Here is a 16001-nt window from a genome sequence, read left to right as displayed (position 1 = left end):
ATCGACACCCCGGCCCCTCGGGTGAGTGTTACTTGTTCTACTACAGACGGTAGCAGAGGATCTCGGCGGAATCGATAGGTTTCGGCGAACACCGTCGATGCCGCTACGGCCGTCGCGAACAGCTGCCGATATCGTCGAGTGGTGAGCTCGGTGGCACCCCAGGACGCGACGATGTACTGGTTGTCGAAGCGCACAGAGAACGATCTGTTCCTGCTGTATTGCTTCGCCGACTCCGGGCGCCCCACTGCCGAGTTACGTGCGATGGTCGCCCGGCGCAGTGCGCGGATACCCGACTTGCGGGTCCGCTTGCGCGAAGTGCCCGGGGATCTGGACTACCCATCGTGGATACCCTGCGATTTCGCTGCCGAGCAATTCATGGAACACCCGCTGCCGGAATCGAATTGGCCGACTGTGTTGGTCGCACTCGGCAAACTACTCGGTACCGGGTTGGACGCGGCCGTTCGTCCATGGCGATTGCACATTTTCCGCGCTATCTCCGGAGCACCCGGGCCGCAGCCCGAGGCAGAGCCTGCCACGGTGGTGGTGCTCCAGATGTCGCACGCGCTGGCGGATGGGCGACGTGCCGCGCGGATCGCTCGCGCGTTGTTCTCGGAGTCCGGCACGATCCATGAGGTGGGCACCGCCTCTGCGCTGCCGAAGTGGGTTTCGGTCGATTCGGCGCTGCTGGATTCGATGCTCGGCCTGCTGCGCACGCCGATTCAGGTGACCCGGACCGCCGTGCGCGGCTTCCACGCCTACCGGGCACAGCAGAAGCTGGCCGAACTGACCTCGACAGGGCACTTGCCCGCGCCGGGGCCGGACTTCACACCCAGCCTGATCAACCCTTCGATCGAGGTCGACGGGTTGCACCATCGGGTTCGCATGATCGTTTGTGCGGCGGACCAATTGCGCATCCCCGACCGGACCGTGACGGTGGTCGTGCTGACCGCGGTATCGCTCGCGCTCGCGCGCTACCTCGAGTCGCGTGGTGCCTTGGTGGATCGGCTCGGCGCGCAGGTGCCGATGGCACTGCCGGACCAGGATTTGTCCGCGCCCCGCAACAACTACCGCAGCCTCGGCGTCGATCTGTTCGTCGACGAACCCGATCTCCGCCTGCGCTCCCGTCGAATCGCCGATGCGCTCGCCGACCGGGTAACCCGCGCCCGGCATCCGCTGCTCGCCGCGCAGGATCGAGTCACCGCTGTCGTCCCTGCCGTATTGCTGCGCCGCGACATCGACCGCTACCCGATCGACACCGTCCCCGACTCGATCGCGGGCCACACCGTGGTCTCGAGCGTCCATCGGGGCACCGCCGACCTCACCTTCGGTGGCGGCCGAGTGCGCTTCACCGCGGGCTTTCCCGCGCTCGGCTCGGTCATGCACCTGACCCACGGCGTGCACGGTCTCGGCGACGATGCCGACGGTCGCGGTGCGACGGTCACGATCTCGATCCATGCCGACGCGGCGGCCTTGCCGGATATCGATACCTATTCAGATCTGCTTGCCGAGGCGTTGGGCGAGATAGCGGCAGCCCACGCGCCCGCCGATGGAGTTGTCGACTGATCCGGCAGTGGCAACGCACGCGGCCATCGACGAGTTCGTCCGCTGATCGGCGTGTGCCTACGCCGGGTTGCCGTCGAGGCGGTCGGATGCGCGTCGCGCGCTTTCGACGGCGCGGATGAGCAGATCCGGGCGACCGGAAAGTCGCTCCCGCACTCTCAGCCCAGTCGGAGGAGAGAGTCCGTCGCATAGTGGGACCGGATGTGCCGTACTTCTACTCATGTCCGGCACTTGTTCGCATGCTGGAATGTATTGGACGCCAGCACTTTTCATCCGGCCGTCACCGATCGCCGCATGATCGGCCGCACAGTAGGGGGCACCGGCATGTCGACACCGAATACCAATCCGTCCGAGCACATTTCGGTCGGCCAGTGGATCGCGCGAGCCATCGCCATCGTGGTGTTGATCCCGGTGCGCGTGCTCTGGGAGAGCGTCAAACTAGTCGGCCGCATCGCCCTCGCCGTCCTGCACTTCATCTGGACCCAACTGTTGGATCCCGTCTGCCGCATCGCCTGGCATTGGGTGATCCGCCCCGCATGGGCATTCGCCAAGGACTTCCTCTGGGGCTGGCTACTCCAGCACGTGCTGTGGGGCATGGTTCTCACCCCCATCGGCGCACTGCTGCTCGACTTCCTCCTGCGCCCGCTGCGCCGCGCGGTGGAGGAGTTCCTCTGGCGGCGAGTGCTGCGTCCGGCGGCGGTGTGGCTGACGAAGCAGGTACTGCTCCCGATCGCGTCCGCCGTGCTCTGGGTGCTCTACACGGTGTCCAAGTACGTGATCGCCTGGCCGCTCTACCAACTCTGGCGCTGGATCCTGCTCCCCCTGTGGCGGCTGCTGCGCGCGGTCCTTATCTACGCCTGGCGGATAGTCACGATCATCGTCGGCGTCCTGATAGTGATCCCATGCCGCGCCATCCACCGCACCGTCCTGCGCCCGATATTCACCGCGCTCGCCATTGCCTGGCAGGCAACAGTCACCCGCCCCGCCCGCTGGTTTTACACGAATATCGTGACCCCGATGAACAAGTGGGCCACCGAGATCATGACCAGCGTCTTCCGCGGCTGACCACATCGTCCTCGACATATCCGGCCGAGATGAGCAGCATGGTGTCCGCGCCTTGTATACCCTGCGTCAGGGTTGCCGGGTCGTCGATTTCGATCAAGCGGACCGGGCCCGTTCGACGGAGCCTGGCCAGGCGTCCTGCTGCCCGCCCTGCGCCGACTCGAACGCGACGGCCTCGTCGAACGGACCGTGTATACGACCGTCCCCGCTCAGGTCGAATACGCACTGACACCCATGGGCCACAGCCTTACCTTTGTGCTCGGGGCCGTCGTCGACTGGGCCGCTGAACACCGCGACGACGTGATGGTGTCGCGAACCCGGTGGGACGCCGACAATCCCGACTCGACCGTCCGTTGACGAACCGTGCCGTCACAGTCGCAGTCCGTGCTCGAGGTTGCTCATCGTTTCATCGAGCAGCGCGAGAACATCGGTGGCAGGGTCGTCCTGCGCGGCAGTCACTGCCGCGAGGCCAACGCCGATGACCGCTCCGACGAGTGCGCGTATCGCCGGGTCTCCGGCCTCTCTGCCGGATCGCTCGGCCACCAGGCCGGACATGACCCGTGTCGCACCGATGAGCTGATCCAGTAGCGATGCGCGCAGCGGTGGCGCGGACATCATCAGCCCGACCCTGTCTTGGACGTGTTGCCGCTCCGCCGCGGACAGCTCGGCGAAGGTGTCGTGCAGCGCCGTGCGTAGCGCCGCAATCGAATTCACCGCGGCTGGTTGAGCACGAAATCGCGCGGCGAACGAGAGGTCGAACTCGTCCCAGAGCACGACCTCCTCCTTGGTCGGGAAGTAGCGGAAGAATGTGCTCTCCGATACCTGTGCCGCGTCGGCGATCTGCTTGACCGTCGTGTGCTCGTACCCGTTCTCCTGGAACAGTCGCAGCGCATGCCGTTGAATCTCCACGCGGGTCTGCGTCTTCTTCCGCTCTCGTAGTCCTGCCACGGCTACAACCTCAGCAGACGCTCGGCGTTGCCGTGCGCGATGCGCTTCTTGTCGGCGGCACTGACGGGCAGTTGATCGAGGAAGGATCGTGCGGCGCCCATCGAGCCGTAGGGATGGTCGGTGGCAAAGAGGATGCGATCGGCGCCGACCTGCATCAGCAGGTTGAGGAACGTCGGTGTCCAGTTGAACGCGGCGAAGGTGTAGTGCAAGTTCTCCGCGAAGTACGCTCCGACCGGACGTTCCAGCTTCACGACATGGGACATGACCTGCTCGAATCTCGGCATCATGAACGACAGGCCTTCACCCATGTGACCGACAACGAGCTGCAAATCCGGGAACCGGTCGAACGCGCCGCTGAGCACGATGCGCAGCACATGGGTCGCGGTCTCGATGTGCCATCCCCACGCGCTTGTCGAGAAAACATCGGCCACTTCCGGCGGATAGTTGCCGACATAGGATGCCTCGACCACGCGCCGCGGTGGTGGTGTCGGGTGCAAATAGATCGGCACACCCAGCGCTTCGGCCCGCTCGAGGATCGGCCAGAAGAACTCGTCGTCCAGATACCGGCCTCGGGTGTGGCCGTTGATCAAGGCGCCCTTGAATCCGTGTGTCAGTACCGCGCGTTCCAACTCCTCGGCCGCCGCCTCCGGCGCCACTGTCGCGACAGTGGCGAAACCGGCGAACCGATCCGGATGCTTGCGGACGACCTCGGCCAGGAGGTCATTGGTGTCCCTGGCCAGCGGTACGGCATCGGCGGCGTCCGTCTGTTCGACGCCGGGTGCGGTCAGCGAAAGCACCTGTAGGTCGATACCAGCTCGGTCCATCGCCGCAATCCGACCCTCGCCGAGGTCGCCCAGCATTTCGATGATCTTTGCGCCAGCGAACGACCGTGCCTGTTCGGCCATTGCGCGCCCCGGTCCGGACAGGAACGCAGGCGTCGCGAAGTGCTCCTCGAGTGCAATCGTGCGCATCGTGTACTCCAAAAGCGAAGGTCGACATTCATTAGAATGTATACCACCATTTCTTGGTCCGGCGGCGCGTCTGCGGCTCGTCATCGTTGGTCGGAATGCGGCGATAGCCCTGTCGGGCAACGGGTTCGACGAGCGACTCAGCTCCGAGAGCGGGGCGTCGATCCCGCAGGTGCGAGGTGTTCGGTCAGGAAGTCGACCTGGTCGGCGACGACTCGCTGCGCGATCGGCGGGTGGTAGACGGTGAAGTGGTCAGCGTCGTAGTGCTCGACGATGGCATGCGGGGCGTCGGTCGCGACCTGCTCTGCTACTGAGGGATCGATGAGATTTTCGCGGTCGCAGACGCACAGCAGCAGCGGGCAACGCACGCGCGACGCTCGAGCCGCGGGGTTGTAGAACAACATTCCCAAGCCCGAGCCGGCAGTGATGCGGTTGTCGAACTCGTCCCCGGGCGGGGTGACCGACTGCCAGCCCTCCAGTGCGCCGGGCTGATTGACGAAAGCCAGTTCGCCCGGACGGCCGACCAGCTGCACGTATCGCCGGGGCAAGCGCAGTGCGGCGCGCACGACATCGGAGATGATCGGTCCGGTGAACCGCGCAAGATGCCGGATGCCGGCCCGGGCGACGACCGCGCGCCCACTGAGTACCGGGCACTGGACGACCGCCGCGCTGATCTCGGGGTGGCGGGCCGCCGCGGCGAGTACGTGACTCGCTCCGAACGATGTGCCCCACAACGCGATCCGTCCGGAATCGAGTTCTGGATGTGAGCGTACGAACGCGAGCGCGGAGTCGACATCGGTGGCGTAGCGGCGCTGGCTCACCAGCTGACGGGGCAGACCGCCGGACTACGTCAACGGGCGGGAGGGGCTCGAGCAGTTGGTCACCGGGGCCGTGATGGCGGAAGCGCACTGGTCGGCCGAACCGTCCGGCGACTGGGTCGACGAGATCACCGCGGTGGCCGAGGGTATGTGGCGCGCCATTCGTGCGCACCCGCACGCCATCCCGCTGCTCCTCACTCGCCGTAGTCTCGACCTGCCCACGCTCACGACCGCCGAAGCGCTGCTGCGGGCTCTTGCCCGTAGCGGCAGATCCGGTGCTGAACTCCTGATCGCATTCCGCGTGGTCTCCGGATTTATCGCAGGATTCGCACAAGCCGAACTTGCCGGCCCACTCTCCGCGGCTCGAAACCCAGATTCGGCCACCATTACTGACCGGGTCGCAGCCTTGCCCTCCGACAACTTCGCCAAACTGATCGAGATCGCGCACGCCGCCACCGGCAGCGACCCGGAAGACGAATTCCGCTCCGGCCTGCACATCATCCTGAGGGGGCTGAAGGAATGAATTCTCCTTGCAGGGACGGATTTCGGGATGCGCATAGGAGGCCGCGCTGCTCGCGAATGGCAGCGTGAAATACGAGCAGCTGGACACGATATTTGCGTTTCATATACGGCCTGCATCGGAAAATTGACGGACTTTAACGGCAGCATTGGTTGTCCGACTCCTAGGCTGAGTTCATGGTGCAGCCGACTCCCTGGCAAGCAAGCAAAACCAGCCACCGATCGGCCGAATCGCCAAGGGGTGCAGCAGGCCGTACCCCACAGCATCGGGTCGAAGTCGCGAAAGTTGTCGCGAAAGTCTTTGCCTCGCTTCGAGGCAACGCGGGCTACCTGTTCGCCGCCGCCGGGAGCATCATCACATTCCTCCTGCTGTTCAATCCGTGGCTCACCGCTTCCGGCACCGACGGCACGATCAGCGCCGACCCCTTCGGGGGTCTCCAAATATCCACGTCCCTCGCGGCCTTGTGGTCGGGATCACCACCGCCGGCCGCGGATGTCAACGGCAACTGGGGCGTCCTCGCCACCGCCGCCTGCGCCCTGACCGTCTTCGCTGTACTGGTCAATCTTCGGGCACGCACCAAGGCGCTTGCTCATTTGGCGGCCGGTTCCTCCGTAGCCCTAGCACTTTTCGTAGTCTTCGCCGTGGCCCACTTGAACGGCAAGGCGGCAGAAGTGAAGGCGATGGTCGGGTACGGATCCCCTCGGGATGTGGGTGCCCAGGTCGGGCTGCTGGTGCGTTGGGCCTCCGGCAACGGCCAATTCCCGCTGCCAGGTGCGCGCCAAGTTTCGTACGCCACCGCCAGTATCACTTCTACGGCGTGGCTCGCCGGCGCGATATCGCTGGTTTCGGCCGTCGCTGCTATCGCCCAGTGGATTCGTGGGCGCACGACCGAACCATCCCCCTACAGTGGCCCTTCCCTGTCGTCACTTCGCGGCCGTCTCCATACCCCGATCGCACCGGCAGTCGCCGCAAGTGTTGACCCCGTCCCAACGGGGTCAACTCTTGAACCTCACTCCTGAACTGCCGAAATAGTCGCCCGCTCCGGGGCCCTGGTTCGCACGCCCGAATCCGTTCGGTCAGCTACTGCCGAACCAGCCGCGGGGAAATATGTTGTGCCAGCCTCGATCCCAGCCTTGGTCCCAGCCACGGTCGCATCGGTGGTCGTCGCGGTAGCGCCAGTCGTTGTCGGTGTAGCGCCAGTCGTTGTAGCCGTAGCGCCAGTTGTCATAGCGATCGCACCGATAGTCGTCGCGACCGCACCATTGGTCGTAGCGGTCGCATCGAGGGTAATCCGTCTGTACCACACCGGGTCCGGTCGGCGCCGCCATGGCGGGAATCGCCACTGCCGTCGTTGGAACTACCATCGCGGCTCCGACAACCGCGACCGTCGCCAGCAGTCGGCACGTGCCGATGCTGTGGGTTTTGTCGGTAATCATGATTCCTTCTTCCGGCAAGTTCGTCGCGCGGACCTGACTCGCCGATTGTCGAGTTCGTTGGTATTCCCCGACACTCCTGATACTAGGACCGCGCCGCCGGTCACCGCTACCACCGGGCGATCAGAAATGACCGACAATGGTGGTATGGCGACGGTGCTGCTGGGCGGTGACGTCATGCTGGGTCGCGGAGTGGACCAGATCCTGCCGCATCCCGGCGATCCCGCGCTGCGCGAACGGTATGTCGACGATGCGCGGACGTATGTGGAGTTGGCCGAACGCGTGCACGGCGCATTTGACCGTCCAGTGGATTTCCGCTGGTTGTGGGGTGATCTCCTGCCGATCCTCGCTCAGGTCGACCCGGATGTGCGGTTGATCAACCTGGAAACCGCGATCACGGCCGACGGTGCTTTCGAGCCCGCCAAGGGCATCCACTACCGGATGAACCCGGACAACCTGCCGGTACTGACCGTGATCGCACCGGTCGTCTGCGCGCTGGCCAACAATCACATTCTCGATTTCGGTATCCACGGGCTGGCCGACACCCTCGAATCGCTCGATACCGCAGGCATCCAACGCGCCGGAGCCGGCGCGAATCTCGACAATGCCCGAGCTCCGGTGTTATCGGAACTCGACGACGGACGCCGGGTGGTGATCTTCTCGGTCGCCGCGGGATCGAGTGGGGTTCCGGAATACTGGGCGGCGCATCATGATCGACCGGGGCTGTGGTGGGTCGGCAATTCGCCGAGTGTCCGTGCCGCCGACGAGGTGGCGGCAGAAGTGTTGGCGCACAAGCGCGATCAAGATATCGCGATCGTCTCGGTGCATTGGGGACCCAATTGGGGCTACGGGGTGGCGCTGAGTGAAACGCAGTTCGCGCATCGGTTGATCGATGCCGGAGTCGACCTGGTGCACGGGCATTCCGCACACCATCCGCGGCCGATCGAGATCTACCGGGGGAAACCGATTCTGTACGGATGCGGCGACGTCATCGACGACTACGAGGGCATCCGTGGTCACGAGCGGTTCCGCACCGATCTTCGTCTGATGTATCTCGTGTCCATCGACCCCGGTGCGGTGGAGGTGCGAATGATTCCGCTTCAGGTACGCCGCATGCGCCTCGAATCGGCCGCGCTCAGCGAATCCCGATGGCTGTGCGAGACGATCGAGCACATCAGCCGCGGTTTCGGAACCCGCGTCGCAGCGCGGTCCGACGACCTGCCTGTGGTCTTCAAGGCCGCACAACGCTGAGATGGCGGCGGAACCAGTCGCGTGCCAAATCCGCCACCTGCTCTAGTGCGCCGGGCTCCTCGAACAGGTGCGTCGCGCCGGGGACGACATCGATCTCGCTCGGACACGGCATCTGCAGCCGGGCTTCACGATTGAGCTCGAGCACCCGCTGGTCGTTACCGCCGACGATGAGCAACGTCGGTGCGCGGACCCGCGCGAGTCGCGGACCAGCCAGGTCGGGGCGGCCGCCACGAGAGACGACGGCCGCGATCTCGGTGCTGGGTTCGGTGGCCGCCCACAGCGCGGCACCGGCACCGGTGCTCGCCCCGAAATATCCGGTGGGAAGGCTGCTCAGGGCCGATCGCGTGCGCAGCCAGCGGGTCACGTCGACGAGGCGATGGGCGAGCATCTCGATATCGAAAACGCGGGTACGGTCACCCTCTTCGTCCGCGGTCAGCAGGTCGACCAGCATCGTCGCGAGCCCCGCCCGATTCAGCACGTCGGCGACGAAACGATTCCGCGGACTGTGCCTGCCGCTACCGCTCCCGTGCGCGAAGACGATCAGGGCGGTGGAGTTCTGCGGGACGGCCAGTATCCCTGCCAGCCGGATCGGCTCCGACGGCACGATGACCTCTTCTGTCCGCGTCAAGGGATCGGGTTGCACGGCTGCTCCAGAACACCCCCACACAAGACAGTCCCCGGTAGTCTCCATCGAAACCATGAGCCTCAGTCGTCGCTGACAGCTCCGGTATTCGATTGGCTTGCCGGGGGCTTGGCCAGATCCTGGAAAAACATCATCAAAAGTTGACAGACGTCTCTGCCGACAGTGTGACTCTCTCCGGTGTTCCGGTGTAATGAATAGTCTCCTCCAGATTTGCCCCCAGTCAATACCTGGCGACCCATGAATATGTCCGTATTTCGGCACGTCAACTGCTGCCGGGACACGCTCTGATCGAGCGGCGCGGAGCCGTAGCTTCAACTGAGTGATCTTGGCGTGTACCCTGTCAATCGGATGACGTAGTTGTGATGGGTATCACATCTTCTGCTGCCTGGTTCACCGGCCGGATCGTCGGTCGGCCGCCACGCAGTCGGCTACAGCCGGGTGTGCGCCATATGCCACACCCTGTCGGGGGGACATCGGATCCGTCCCAACGGAGACCTCATGAGCTCACCGAACCGATTCGACGAACTACAAAGTCGCGTCGCAGATATCGCCCCAGTGTTCCGTAAGCCACTGGACTCGCCGTACGAGATCTCGAACGAATTATTTGCCGCCCTCCGGCACGTCCTGCACGACGTCGGCGGACAACCGGATGTGCCGATCGAGTACAAGGAAAAAGACGAAGAGCCTTGGGAGATGAACACTTACGTCACATGCGAATGCCTCGGCTGGCGTGGCATGTGGAATTCCGAGGAACGCCGACGAGCCGAGAACGACCTCGGCGCGACGCTGTACTTCGGTCTGCCCTACTACGCGCGCTGGGCGACCGTCGCCGCGAAGGTCATGATCAACAAGGGTTTGATCACTCCCGACGAACTGTCGGCGAAATTGGACGAGGTACGCGCACGGATGGAGGCGCGAGCATGACCAGGAAGTACGAGATCGGCGATCGCGTCAGGGTTCGAAACAAGACGTCGATGTTCCACACCCGCACCCAGGCTTACACCCGCGGGCAGACGGGTGTCGTCGTCGAACACCGGCCCGAGTGGGTGATCCCGGAGGACGAGGCGTGGGGACGCGACGACGGCCGCTTCGAACCGTTCTACGTGGTGCGGTTCCGCCAGAAAGACCTGTGGCCCAAATACACCGGCTTCGACGTCGACACCCTGGAGACGGAGGTCTCCGAGCGCTGGCTCGAGCCCGCAGAGGAGGATGCCAAGTGAGTCAGACCCACGATCACGGGGCGCACGCACCGATCCAGACGACCGGAGAGATCAGCGAGTTCGAGATCCTGGAGACGGCGATTCGTGAACTCGCCATCGAAAAGGGCCTCTTCTCACAAGAAGACCACCGGCGGTTTTCCGAGTGGGCTGAATCGGTCGGTCCGCACGGCGGATCGAAACTGGTCGCCAAGGCGTGGACGGATCCCGATTTCAAGGCGCGGCTGCTCGCCGACGGGACCGAGACGTGCAAGGAGGTCGGCATCGACTGGCGTGACCCGACCGGATCCGGAACGCCGAGCGACTACACCTACTTCTACGTGCTGGAGAACACGCCCGAGGTGCACAACGTGATCGTGTGCACGCTGTGTTCGTGCTACCCACGGCCGGTTCTCGGTATGTCTCCGGACTGGTACCGCACCCCCAATTACCGTCGGCGCCTGGTGCGCTGGCCCCGCGAGGTGCTCGCCGAATTCGGCCTGCACTTTCCGCCCGACGTCGAGGTCCGGGTGCACGACTCGAATCAGAAGTCCCGGTTCATGGTGATGCCGATGCGCCCCGAGGGCACCGAGGGCTGGACCGAGGAACAACTGGCGGCCATCGTCACCAGGGACACGATGATCGGTGTGGCACTGCCGCAGGTCGACTGGACCGCGCAGGCGCCGCCGGACCAGGTCGAAGCCACCACGGGAAGGGATGGGCAGCGGTGAGCCGTGGTCCGTACGAAGTCCTGCTGCACACATTGGACCCCGAGTCGCGCCGGGAGAGCACGCTTCCCGAACTCGACCGTAAGCCCGACCCGTGGGAGTCGAGCATGCAGGCAACGTGCGAATGCCTGTCCTGGCGAGGCACGTTGGACAACCTGGAACGTCGCCATGTCGAGGATGCGCTCGGTGAGACGGTTTACCACGACTTCCCCGTGCGGACCCGATCGGTTGTCGTGACGGCCCACACGCTGATGGATCGCGGATTGATCACCCCGGAGGAGTTGCGTGCGCGTATGGAGGTGATCAGGGCGCGGTTCAACCGGGAGTAATCGACGATCCGAGGCGGTGTCGCATGGTTGACACAGAGGTGCTCATCATTGGCGCGGGTCCGGTCGGATTGACCGCGGCAATCGAATTGGCTCGACGCGGCGTCGATTGCCGGATCGTCGAGGCGCTGTCCGAGCCGCCGCAGTACGCGAAGGCGGTGGGAATCCAACCGCGAACGCTCGAAGTGTTCGAGGGTTCCGGGGTGCTTCGGCAGGTGCTCGACGCCTCGATCCAGCTGCGCGGTCAGTTGGTTTACCTCGATGGTGCCGAGGCGGCCAGGATGGAGTTGACGCTGCCCGCCGACGTGCCCTACGGGTTCATCGGACTTCCCCAATACGAGACCGAGCGAATCCTGCGGGAGCGCCTGGCCTCGATGGGGACTCGGGTCGAGCGCGGCACGAAGCTTACGACCTTCGAGCAGGACGATGCCGGTGTGGCCGCCGTGCTCGCCGACGCGGACGGCGAGCGTACCGTCCGCGCGCATTACCTGGTGGGCTGTGACGGAGCGCATAGCGTCGTCCGTAAGACACTCGGCCTCTCCTTCGAAGGCGCGGCGTTCGCCGAGCAGTACATGCTCGGCGATGTCGAGCTCGACTGGTCACTGCCACGCGGCTACGGCGTCAGGTCGATGCGTCAGACCGATGGCGTCACCAGCGACCTGCTGGTGTGCATACCGCTGCCGGGGCATCGCCGGTATCGGGTGTCGACGCTGGTTCCCGCCGAACTCGCGGGAACAACCAGCGCCGACAATGTCGAGCACGGTTTCGAAGGTGGCCGCAAGCCGGAGCTCCGGCATATTCAGGCGGTGCTCGATCGGTTGGCACCAGAGCCTGCCACCGCTTCGAACCTACGTTGGTCGTCGGTGTTCAAGATCAGTCACCGGATTGTTGATTCATACTGTCGTGGCAGGGTTTTCGTCGCAGGGGATGCGGCACATATCCATCCACCCACCGGGGCTCGAGGAATGAACACCGGCATCCAGGACGCGCACAATCTCGCATGGAAACTCGCGCTGGCGGTAACCGGCGACGGCGCCTCGGGCTTGCCGGAAAGTTACGACGCCGAACGTCGTCCGGTCGGCGTGGAAGTGGTCGGGCGGACTGTGCGCAGTGCCAGGGAGGGCATCGGTGCGGGGGAATCGGACCCGGACTACGTCATCCAGCGCGAGGCTCAACTGCTGATCGACTACGGCGACAGTCCCATCGTCGCGAACTCGGCCGACGGCTCCGCGGGCCCGCGGGCAGGCGGTCGGGCACCGGACGCCACCGGTCTGACGCGGGACGCTGTCACCTCCGCATTCCGCCTGTTCTCGCTGCTCGGGCGGACGAACCACACCACCCTCCTCTACGCCGATGCCGGCACCGGGGCCGAGGCGATAGGGGCGCTGGAGAGCCTTGCCGACGCCGCCCGCCGCACGGCGCACGGGCAGATGGACGTGTATCTCGTCGCGGCGCCAGGGGCCGAGGTCGACGGGACAGTTCTGCCGGTGATCCGCGACGACGAGTCGAAGTTCGCACACGCCTACAGCGCCAAGGGCGGAGCGGCCTACGTCGTCCGACCCGACGGGTACCTCGGCTACGCGCGGCACGCCGCCTCGGCGGAGGACCTTGCGAAGTACCTCGGATCTACCTTCAGCTGAAACCCGCCAGGGTGTAAATCAGTCGTCTGTGCACGCGGAGTCGACCAGGATGACAGCGTGATGGGTAGCGATATCGCACAGCGGTTGCCCCGGTTGCTCGGTGCGTGGCCGTTCTCCGGTGTTCGGGTTGTTGATGAGCTGACCGATCTCGGTGACCGCGCCAGGGTCTGGCGAGTGCGCACGAACTCCGGCGACTACGTCGCGAAGCTGACTTTCGATGGGCGCGGGTACGTGGAGCCCGGTCTGCGAATCGCGTCGGTCGTGGACCGCGCAGGCATCAGTACTGGCGCTCCGGTGACCACTGTCGACGGTGCGTTATGCGTCAAGGTGTACCGGTGGCGTGGTTCATGGACGCTGGCCGTGCTCGAGTTGGTGGAGGGCACACCATTCGACTGGTCCGAACCGGAGTTGTGCGGTGAGCTGCTCGGCCGAGTGCACCGGATCCTGCTCGAGGCCGGCGACGTGACGCCGGCAGGCAAGCTACTCGACTTCTACACCGCGGAAGCGGGCAGGATAGGCGGGCGAGAGGGCAACGCGCTCAACGACGCCCTTGCCGCGGTGCGCGAATTCGATCGCGATATCGGGCTCAGCTACGGCGTGCTGTACGGCGACCCGGCGCCCGAGATACTGCGGAAGACGGGCAGTGGCGAACTGGCACTGATCGACTGGGGCACGCCGAGCTGGGGACCGCTGCTGCACGACGTCGTCTGCTGGCATCGGTTCGGCTCGGCCGCGCAGCCGCACATTCCGGACATCGCCGAACGTCTGTTGGCGGCGTACCGAACACGAGTTCACATCGGCAACGCCGAACTGGCCGCCACGCAACTCTTCGACAGGCTGCATCGAGCGATCCAGGCAGCCTCAATCCCCAGATCGCGGTAGCGCCGACTCAGAGTTTTCGGACTGGTCGTCACCGGAGCGCACTTGCCGGAGTAGACGATCGACGCCTTCGGTATCACTGCCCCCTCTGGAATTTGCGCCCCGCACGCGTGTGAGGTCTCAGTCGGTATGACGGAGGACGAGCTCGATCATGGGTGCGACTATGCCGTAGGCGGTCGCCTGTGGCGCCGTGGGCAGGGTAGCCCCGGTTCTGACGAACCCACGCCTCTCATACGCGCGCACGGCCGCGGTCCCTTCGACCACATGCAGGTTGATGTCTACCGGGCCCAGGTACTCCCTGGCCTGGCGCATCAGGAGCTCGGATACGCCGGTACGGTGCCACTCCGGCCGTAAATACCAGGCATCGATGTAACCCGTGCCGTCGTCCATGCGCTGCGGGTGGATGAAGCCCGCGACGTCGCCGTCGGCCGATCGCGCGACAAAAATCGTCTCACCCTCGGCCACCTGATGTCGCCAGAAGCTGGATCTGCGCTCTCCGAGGTTCAGTGCGAACTCGTCAAGTCTGCCTTGGACCGCGAGATCTTGATAGGCGCGCCGAATGCCGAGCACGTGCGAACGAGCGATGCCCGACGAGTCCTGCAGCCTAGCTCGATCGACCGTCACTGTTTCCAGGGGTTGCGCCGCGTCGCCCCGATGTGGCTTCAGGTAGTCGGGTGTGAAGGGTTCATTCGCGCCCGGTTCGCTGCGCCCGACAAATGCGTTTGCGTTGTCGGCATCCCTGACGCCGGTTTGCATGACCATATGGCGCATGGTCCCGCTGACACGTGCATAGCCCCAGCCGACGGTATCACCACATCTTGTCAGCCCAGCGACCAACGGCTCGACCACCAGGTCGGTAACGACTCGATCGAGTTGGAAGGTCATGAAGGGGTCGCTTCCCGCTAGATCAAAGGAAGTGGTCGGCGAGGAATCTCGCTCTGCGGGAAGGTATTCCGCCTGCGTCGACCAGCTGATGCCTGACCACGCGCTTCCGATGATCGGGTCGAGCGTGGCAGCGCCAGAGTTGAGGTCCGGCAACCCCAGGCAGGACGCTACGTGCGTGAAATCACCTGCGGTATCGGGCAACCTTCGGACATTTGACCGGTCTTTGCGTATGCGTACCGGTTCCCCGACGCGCCTCGCTTCCCGATGGACACGCGCGACGGACTCGTCCAGACGGTGGACCAGCGCGGAACTCACTGTACTGCAGGCATCCGACATCGGCCTGGGGCGACTGGTGGCACCGGCGACGAGCTGACCTGAGATCAGCGATGGCCTTCTCGTGGTCGGTAGCCGAGCGCGAGGTCACTGTTCGAACGGATCCGCATCACGCCGAATGCGCGCGTGCAGGTGCATATCGTGGCGGCCGTCGCTGTGTCTGCCTGCTCCGCGTAGCGTTCCCTCGAATGGAAAGTCGCATTTGGCGGCCACCCGGCACGACTGTGGGTTTTGTACCGAATGGGTGAGTTCGATTCGGTCGAAACCGATTTCGTCGAATCCCCAGCGGGTCAGCGCGATCACCGCGCGGGGGGCGATGGCACGACCACGCCACGCTGGCATCGTCCAGTACGCCAGCTCGGTCGTGCCGTCGGCGAGATCCGTGTGGCGTAGGCCGATGCGACCGGCGACTTCACCGGCGACTGTCACCGCCCATTGTCCGTTACCCGTCGTCCACACGGTTTGCCATCGTTCGATCCAGTCACGCACCTGCGCAACCGATTCCGCCGTGCGTACGTGCCAGCGACGGATCGCCGGATCCTGGAACGCCTCGAACACTGCCGGCGCGTCTTGCGAAGTCCATGGCCGCAGTACCAAACCGTCGAGCGTCACGAGCGTGGGCTGCGGTACCTCGGCAAACTTCCCGGCAGCCACGACCGCGGGCATCAACTCAGGCATACTCCACATTGTCCCCGGCGCACCCATTCGACACGTGTAAAGCCGTGCACAAGCCAAAGCCTCGAATCGACATGTTTCACCTTCGGGCTCGGGCTTACATGGTGCGCCGATATCCCCAGATGCAGCGGGTCGC

18 protein-coding genes and 1 pseudogene are annotated in these 16001 nt (G+C 64.8%); 12 read left to right on the top strand and 7 right to left on the bottom strand.

Features of this window, described 5'->3' with window-relative positions; translation table 11 throughout:
* Nucleotides 1-141: 141 nt before the first annotated feature.
* From ACFQZZ_RS11170 to ACFQZZ_RS11160, 3 genes are all read left to right on the top strand, one after another.
* Nucleotides 142-1563: a hypothetical protein gene (locus ACFQZZ_RS11170; RefSeq protein WP_378677730.1), complete on the top strand. Its 1422-nt coding sequence runs from the start codon at nt 142-144 to the stop codon at nt 1561-1563.
* 249 nt (nt 1564-1812) lie between these two features.
* Nucleotides 1813-2625, top strand: coding sequence for a hypothetical protein (locus tag ACFQZZ_RS11165; RefSeq protein ID WP_378677728.1), 813 nt, complete (start codon nt 1813-1815; stop codon nt 2623-2625).
* Nucleotides 2626-2811: 186 nt separating this feature from the next.
* Nucleotides 2812-2979 (top strand): winged helix-turn-helix transcriptional regulator, encoded by a 168-nt coding sequence (locus ACFQZZ_RS11160; protein ID WP_378677727.1) that lies wholly within the window; start codon nt 2812-2814, stop codon nt 2977-2979.
* Nucleotides 2980-2991: 12 nt separating this feature from the next.
* Here ACFQZZ_RS11160 and ACFQZZ_RS11155 read toward each other — a convergent pair whose 3' ends face one another.
* The 3 genes from ACFQZZ_RS11155 to ACFQZZ_RS11145 form a co-directional block, all read right to left on the bottom strand.
* The gene (locus ACFQZZ_RS11155; protein ID WP_378677725.1) at nt 2992-3570 is read right to left on the bottom strand and encodes a TetR family transcriptional regulator; all 579 of its coding nucleotides are present in this window, start codon (nt 3568-3570) and stop codon (nt 2992-2994) included.
* Nucleotides 3571-3572: 2 nt separating this feature from the next.
* The gene (locus ACFQZZ_RS11150) at nt 3573-4541 is read right to left on the bottom strand and encodes an amidohydrolase family protein (protein WP_378677723.1); all 969 of its coding nucleotides are present in this window, start codon (nt 4539-4541) and stop codon (nt 3573-3575) included.
* Nucleotides 4542-4678: 137 nt separating this feature from the next.
* Nucleotides 4679-5359, bottom strand: a complete 681-nt coding sequence (locus tag ACFQZZ_RS11145; RefSeq protein WP_378677721.1) for an alpha/beta hydrolase — start codon at nt 5357-5359, stop codon at nt 4679-4681.
* A 73-nt stretch (nt 5360-5432) separates the two neighbouring features.
* On the opposite strand from ACFQZZ_RS11145, the gene ACFQZZ_RS11140 reads away from it, so the two are divergent.
* Complete coding sequence (locus ACFQZZ_RS11140; RefSeq protein ID WP_378677718.1) at nt 5433-5879, top strand: TetR/AcrR family transcriptional regulator C-terminal domain-containing protein; 447 nt, start codon at nt 5433-5435, stop codon at nt 5877-5879.
* A 173-nt stretch (nt 5880-6052) separates the two neighbouring features.
* A complete protein-coding gene (locus ACFQZZ_RS11135) occupies nt 6053-6895 on the top strand; it encodes a hypothetical protein (protein ID WP_378677716.1) in 843 nt (280 codons plus the stop codon).
* Nucleotides 6896-6952: 57 nt separating this feature from the next.
* Here the strand turns inward: ACFQZZ_RS11135 and ACFQZZ_RS11130 are convergent, their stop codons facing one another.
* Nucleotides 6953-7312 carry a hypothetical protein gene (locus tag ACFQZZ_RS11130; protein ID WP_378677714.1) on the bottom strand — a complete coding sequence of 120 codons (360 nt, stop codon included), beginning with the start codon at nt 7310-7312 and terminating at the stop codon, nt 6953-6955.
* A 126-nt stretch (nt 7313-7438) separates the two neighbouring features.
* Between ACFQZZ_RS11130 and ACFQZZ_RS11125 the strand changes: the two genes are divergently transcribed.
* On the top strand, nt 7439-8560 hold the full coding sequence (locus ACFQZZ_RS11125; protein ID WP_378677711.1) for a CapA family protein: 1122 nt from the start codon (nt 7439-7441) through the stop codon (nt 8558-8560).
* Here ACFQZZ_RS11125 and ACFQZZ_RS11120 read toward each other — a convergent pair.
* Nucleotides 8541-9197: pseudogene (locus ACFQZZ_RS11120) on the bottom strand (dienelactone hydrolase family protein); the annotation flags it as partial. The gene ACFQZZ_RS11125 and the pseudogene ACFQZZ_RS11120 overlap by 20 nt on opposite strands.
* Before the next feature lie 504 nt (nt 9198-9701).
* On the opposite strand from ACFQZZ_RS11120, the gene ACFQZZ_RS11115 reads away from it, so the two are divergent.
* The 6 genes from ACFQZZ_RS11115 to ACFQZZ_RS11090 are packed head-to-tail and all read left to right on the top strand — an operon-like array spanning nt 9702 to nt 13975.
* Complete coding sequence (locus tag ACFQZZ_RS11115) at nt 9702-10127, top strand: hypothetical protein (protein WP_378677709.1); 426 nt, start codon at nt 9702-9704, stop codon at nt 10125-10127.
* The gene (locus ACFQZZ_RS11110; protein WP_378677707.1) at nt 10124-10423 is read left to right on the top strand and encodes an SH3-like domain-containing protein; all 300 of its coding nucleotides are present in this window, start codon (nt 10124-10126) and stop codon (nt 10421-10423) included. The genes ACFQZZ_RS11115 and ACFQZZ_RS11110 overlap by 4 nt, the downstream gene beginning before the upstream one ends.
* Entirely contained in the window at nt 10420-11130 is a 711-nt protein-coding gene (scnC, locus tag ACFQZZ_RS11105; RefSeq protein WP_378677704.1) for a thiocyanate hydrolase subunit gamma, read from the top strand. Before ACFQZZ_RS11110 ends, scnC begins: the two co-directional genes overlap by 4 nt.
* On the top strand, nt 11127-11456 hold the full coding sequence (locus tag ACFQZZ_RS11100) for a ScnB (RefSeq protein ID WP_378677702.1): 330 nt from the start codon (nt 11127-11129) through the stop codon (nt 11454-11456). The genes scnC and ACFQZZ_RS11100 overlap by 4 nt, the downstream gene beginning before the upstream one ends.
* A gap of 23 nt (nt 11457-11479) precedes the next feature.
* A complete protein-coding gene (locus ACFQZZ_RS11095; protein ID WP_378677699.1) occupies nt 11480-13093 on the top strand; it encodes an FAD-dependent monooxygenase in 1614 nt (537 codons plus the stop codon).
* A 60-nt stretch (nt 13094-13153) separates the two neighbouring features.
* Nucleotides 13154-13975 carry a phosphotransferase gene (locus ACFQZZ_RS11090; RefSeq protein ID WP_378677697.1) on the top strand — a complete coding sequence of 274 codons (822 nt, stop codon included), beginning with the start codon at nt 13154-13156 and terminating at the stop codon, nt 13973-13975.
* 117 nt (nt 13976-14092) lie between these two features.
* On the opposite strand, the gene ACFQZZ_RS11085 is transcribed toward ACFQZZ_RS11090, so the two are convergent.
* Entirely contained in the window at nt 14093-15058 is a 966-nt protein-coding gene (locus tag ACFQZZ_RS11085; RefSeq protein ID WP_378677694.1) for a GNAT family N-acetyltransferase, read from the bottom strand.
* Between the two features lie 219 nt (nt 15059-15277).
* Nucleotides 15278-15868: a GNAT family N-acetyltransferase gene (locus ACFQZZ_RS11080; RefSeq protein ID WP_378677691.1), complete on the bottom strand. Its 591-nt coding sequence runs from the start codon at nt 15866-15868 to the stop codon at nt 15278-15280.
* Nucleotides 15869-16001: the final 133 nt, after the last annotated feature.

Origin of the sequence: Nocardia sp. GCM10030253 (assembly GCF_042675075.1) — a bacterium.
Classification (GTDB): Bacteria; Actinomycetota; Actinomycetes; order Mycobacteriales; family Mycobacteriaceae; genus Nocardia.
Note: the sequence above shows the minus strand (reverse complement) of the source record. Positions and strands in the feature narration are given on the sequence as shown.

What these genes read in the sequence shown, in the direction of transcription:
- ACFQZZ_RS11140 (WP_378677718.1), top strand. Translation starts at nt 5,433, where the DNA reads ATGGCGGAAGCGCACTGGTCGGCCGAACCGTCCGGCGACTGGGTCGAC.
- ACFQZZ_RS11080 (WP_378677691.1), bottom strand. Translation starts at nt 15,868, where the DNA reads ATGCCTGAGTTGATGCCCGCGGTCGTGGCTGCCGGGAAGTTTGCCGAG.
- ACFQZZ_RS11135 (WP_378677716.1), top strand. Translation starts at nt 6,053, where the DNA reads ATGGTGCAGCCGACTCCCTGGCAAGCAAGCAAAACCAGCCACCGATCG.
- ACFQZZ_RS11115 (WP_378677709.1), top strand. Translation starts at nt 9,702, where the DNA reads ATGAGCTCACCGAACCGATTCGACGAACTACAAAGTCGCGTCGCAGAT.
- ACFQZZ_RS11150 (WP_378677723.1), bottom strand. Translation starts at nt 4,541, where the DNA reads ATGCGCACGATTGCACTCGAGGAGCACTTCGCGACGCCTGCGTTCCTG.
- ACFQZZ_RS11125 (WP_378677711.1), top strand. Translation starts at nt 7,439, where the DNA reads ATGACCGACAATGGTGGTATGGCGACGGTGCTGCTGGGCGGTGACGTC.
- ACFQZZ_RS11095 (WP_378677699.1), top strand. Translation starts at nt 11,480, where the DNA reads ATGGTTGACACAGAGGTGCTCATCATTGGCGCGGGTCCGGTCGGATTG.
- ACFQZZ_RS11130 (WP_378677714.1), bottom strand. Translation starts at nt 7,312, where the DNA reads ATGATTACCGACAAAACCCACAGCATCGGCACGTGCCGACTGCTGGCG.
- ACFQZZ_RS11090 (WP_378677697.1), top strand. Translation starts at nt 13,154, where the DNA reads ATGGGTAGCGATATCGCACAGCGGTTGCCCCGGTTGCTCGGTGCGTGG.
- ACFQZZ_RS11110 (WP_378677707.1), top strand. Translation starts at nt 10,124, where the DNA reads ATGACCAGGAAGTACGAGATCGGCGATCGCGTCAGGGTTCGAAACAAG.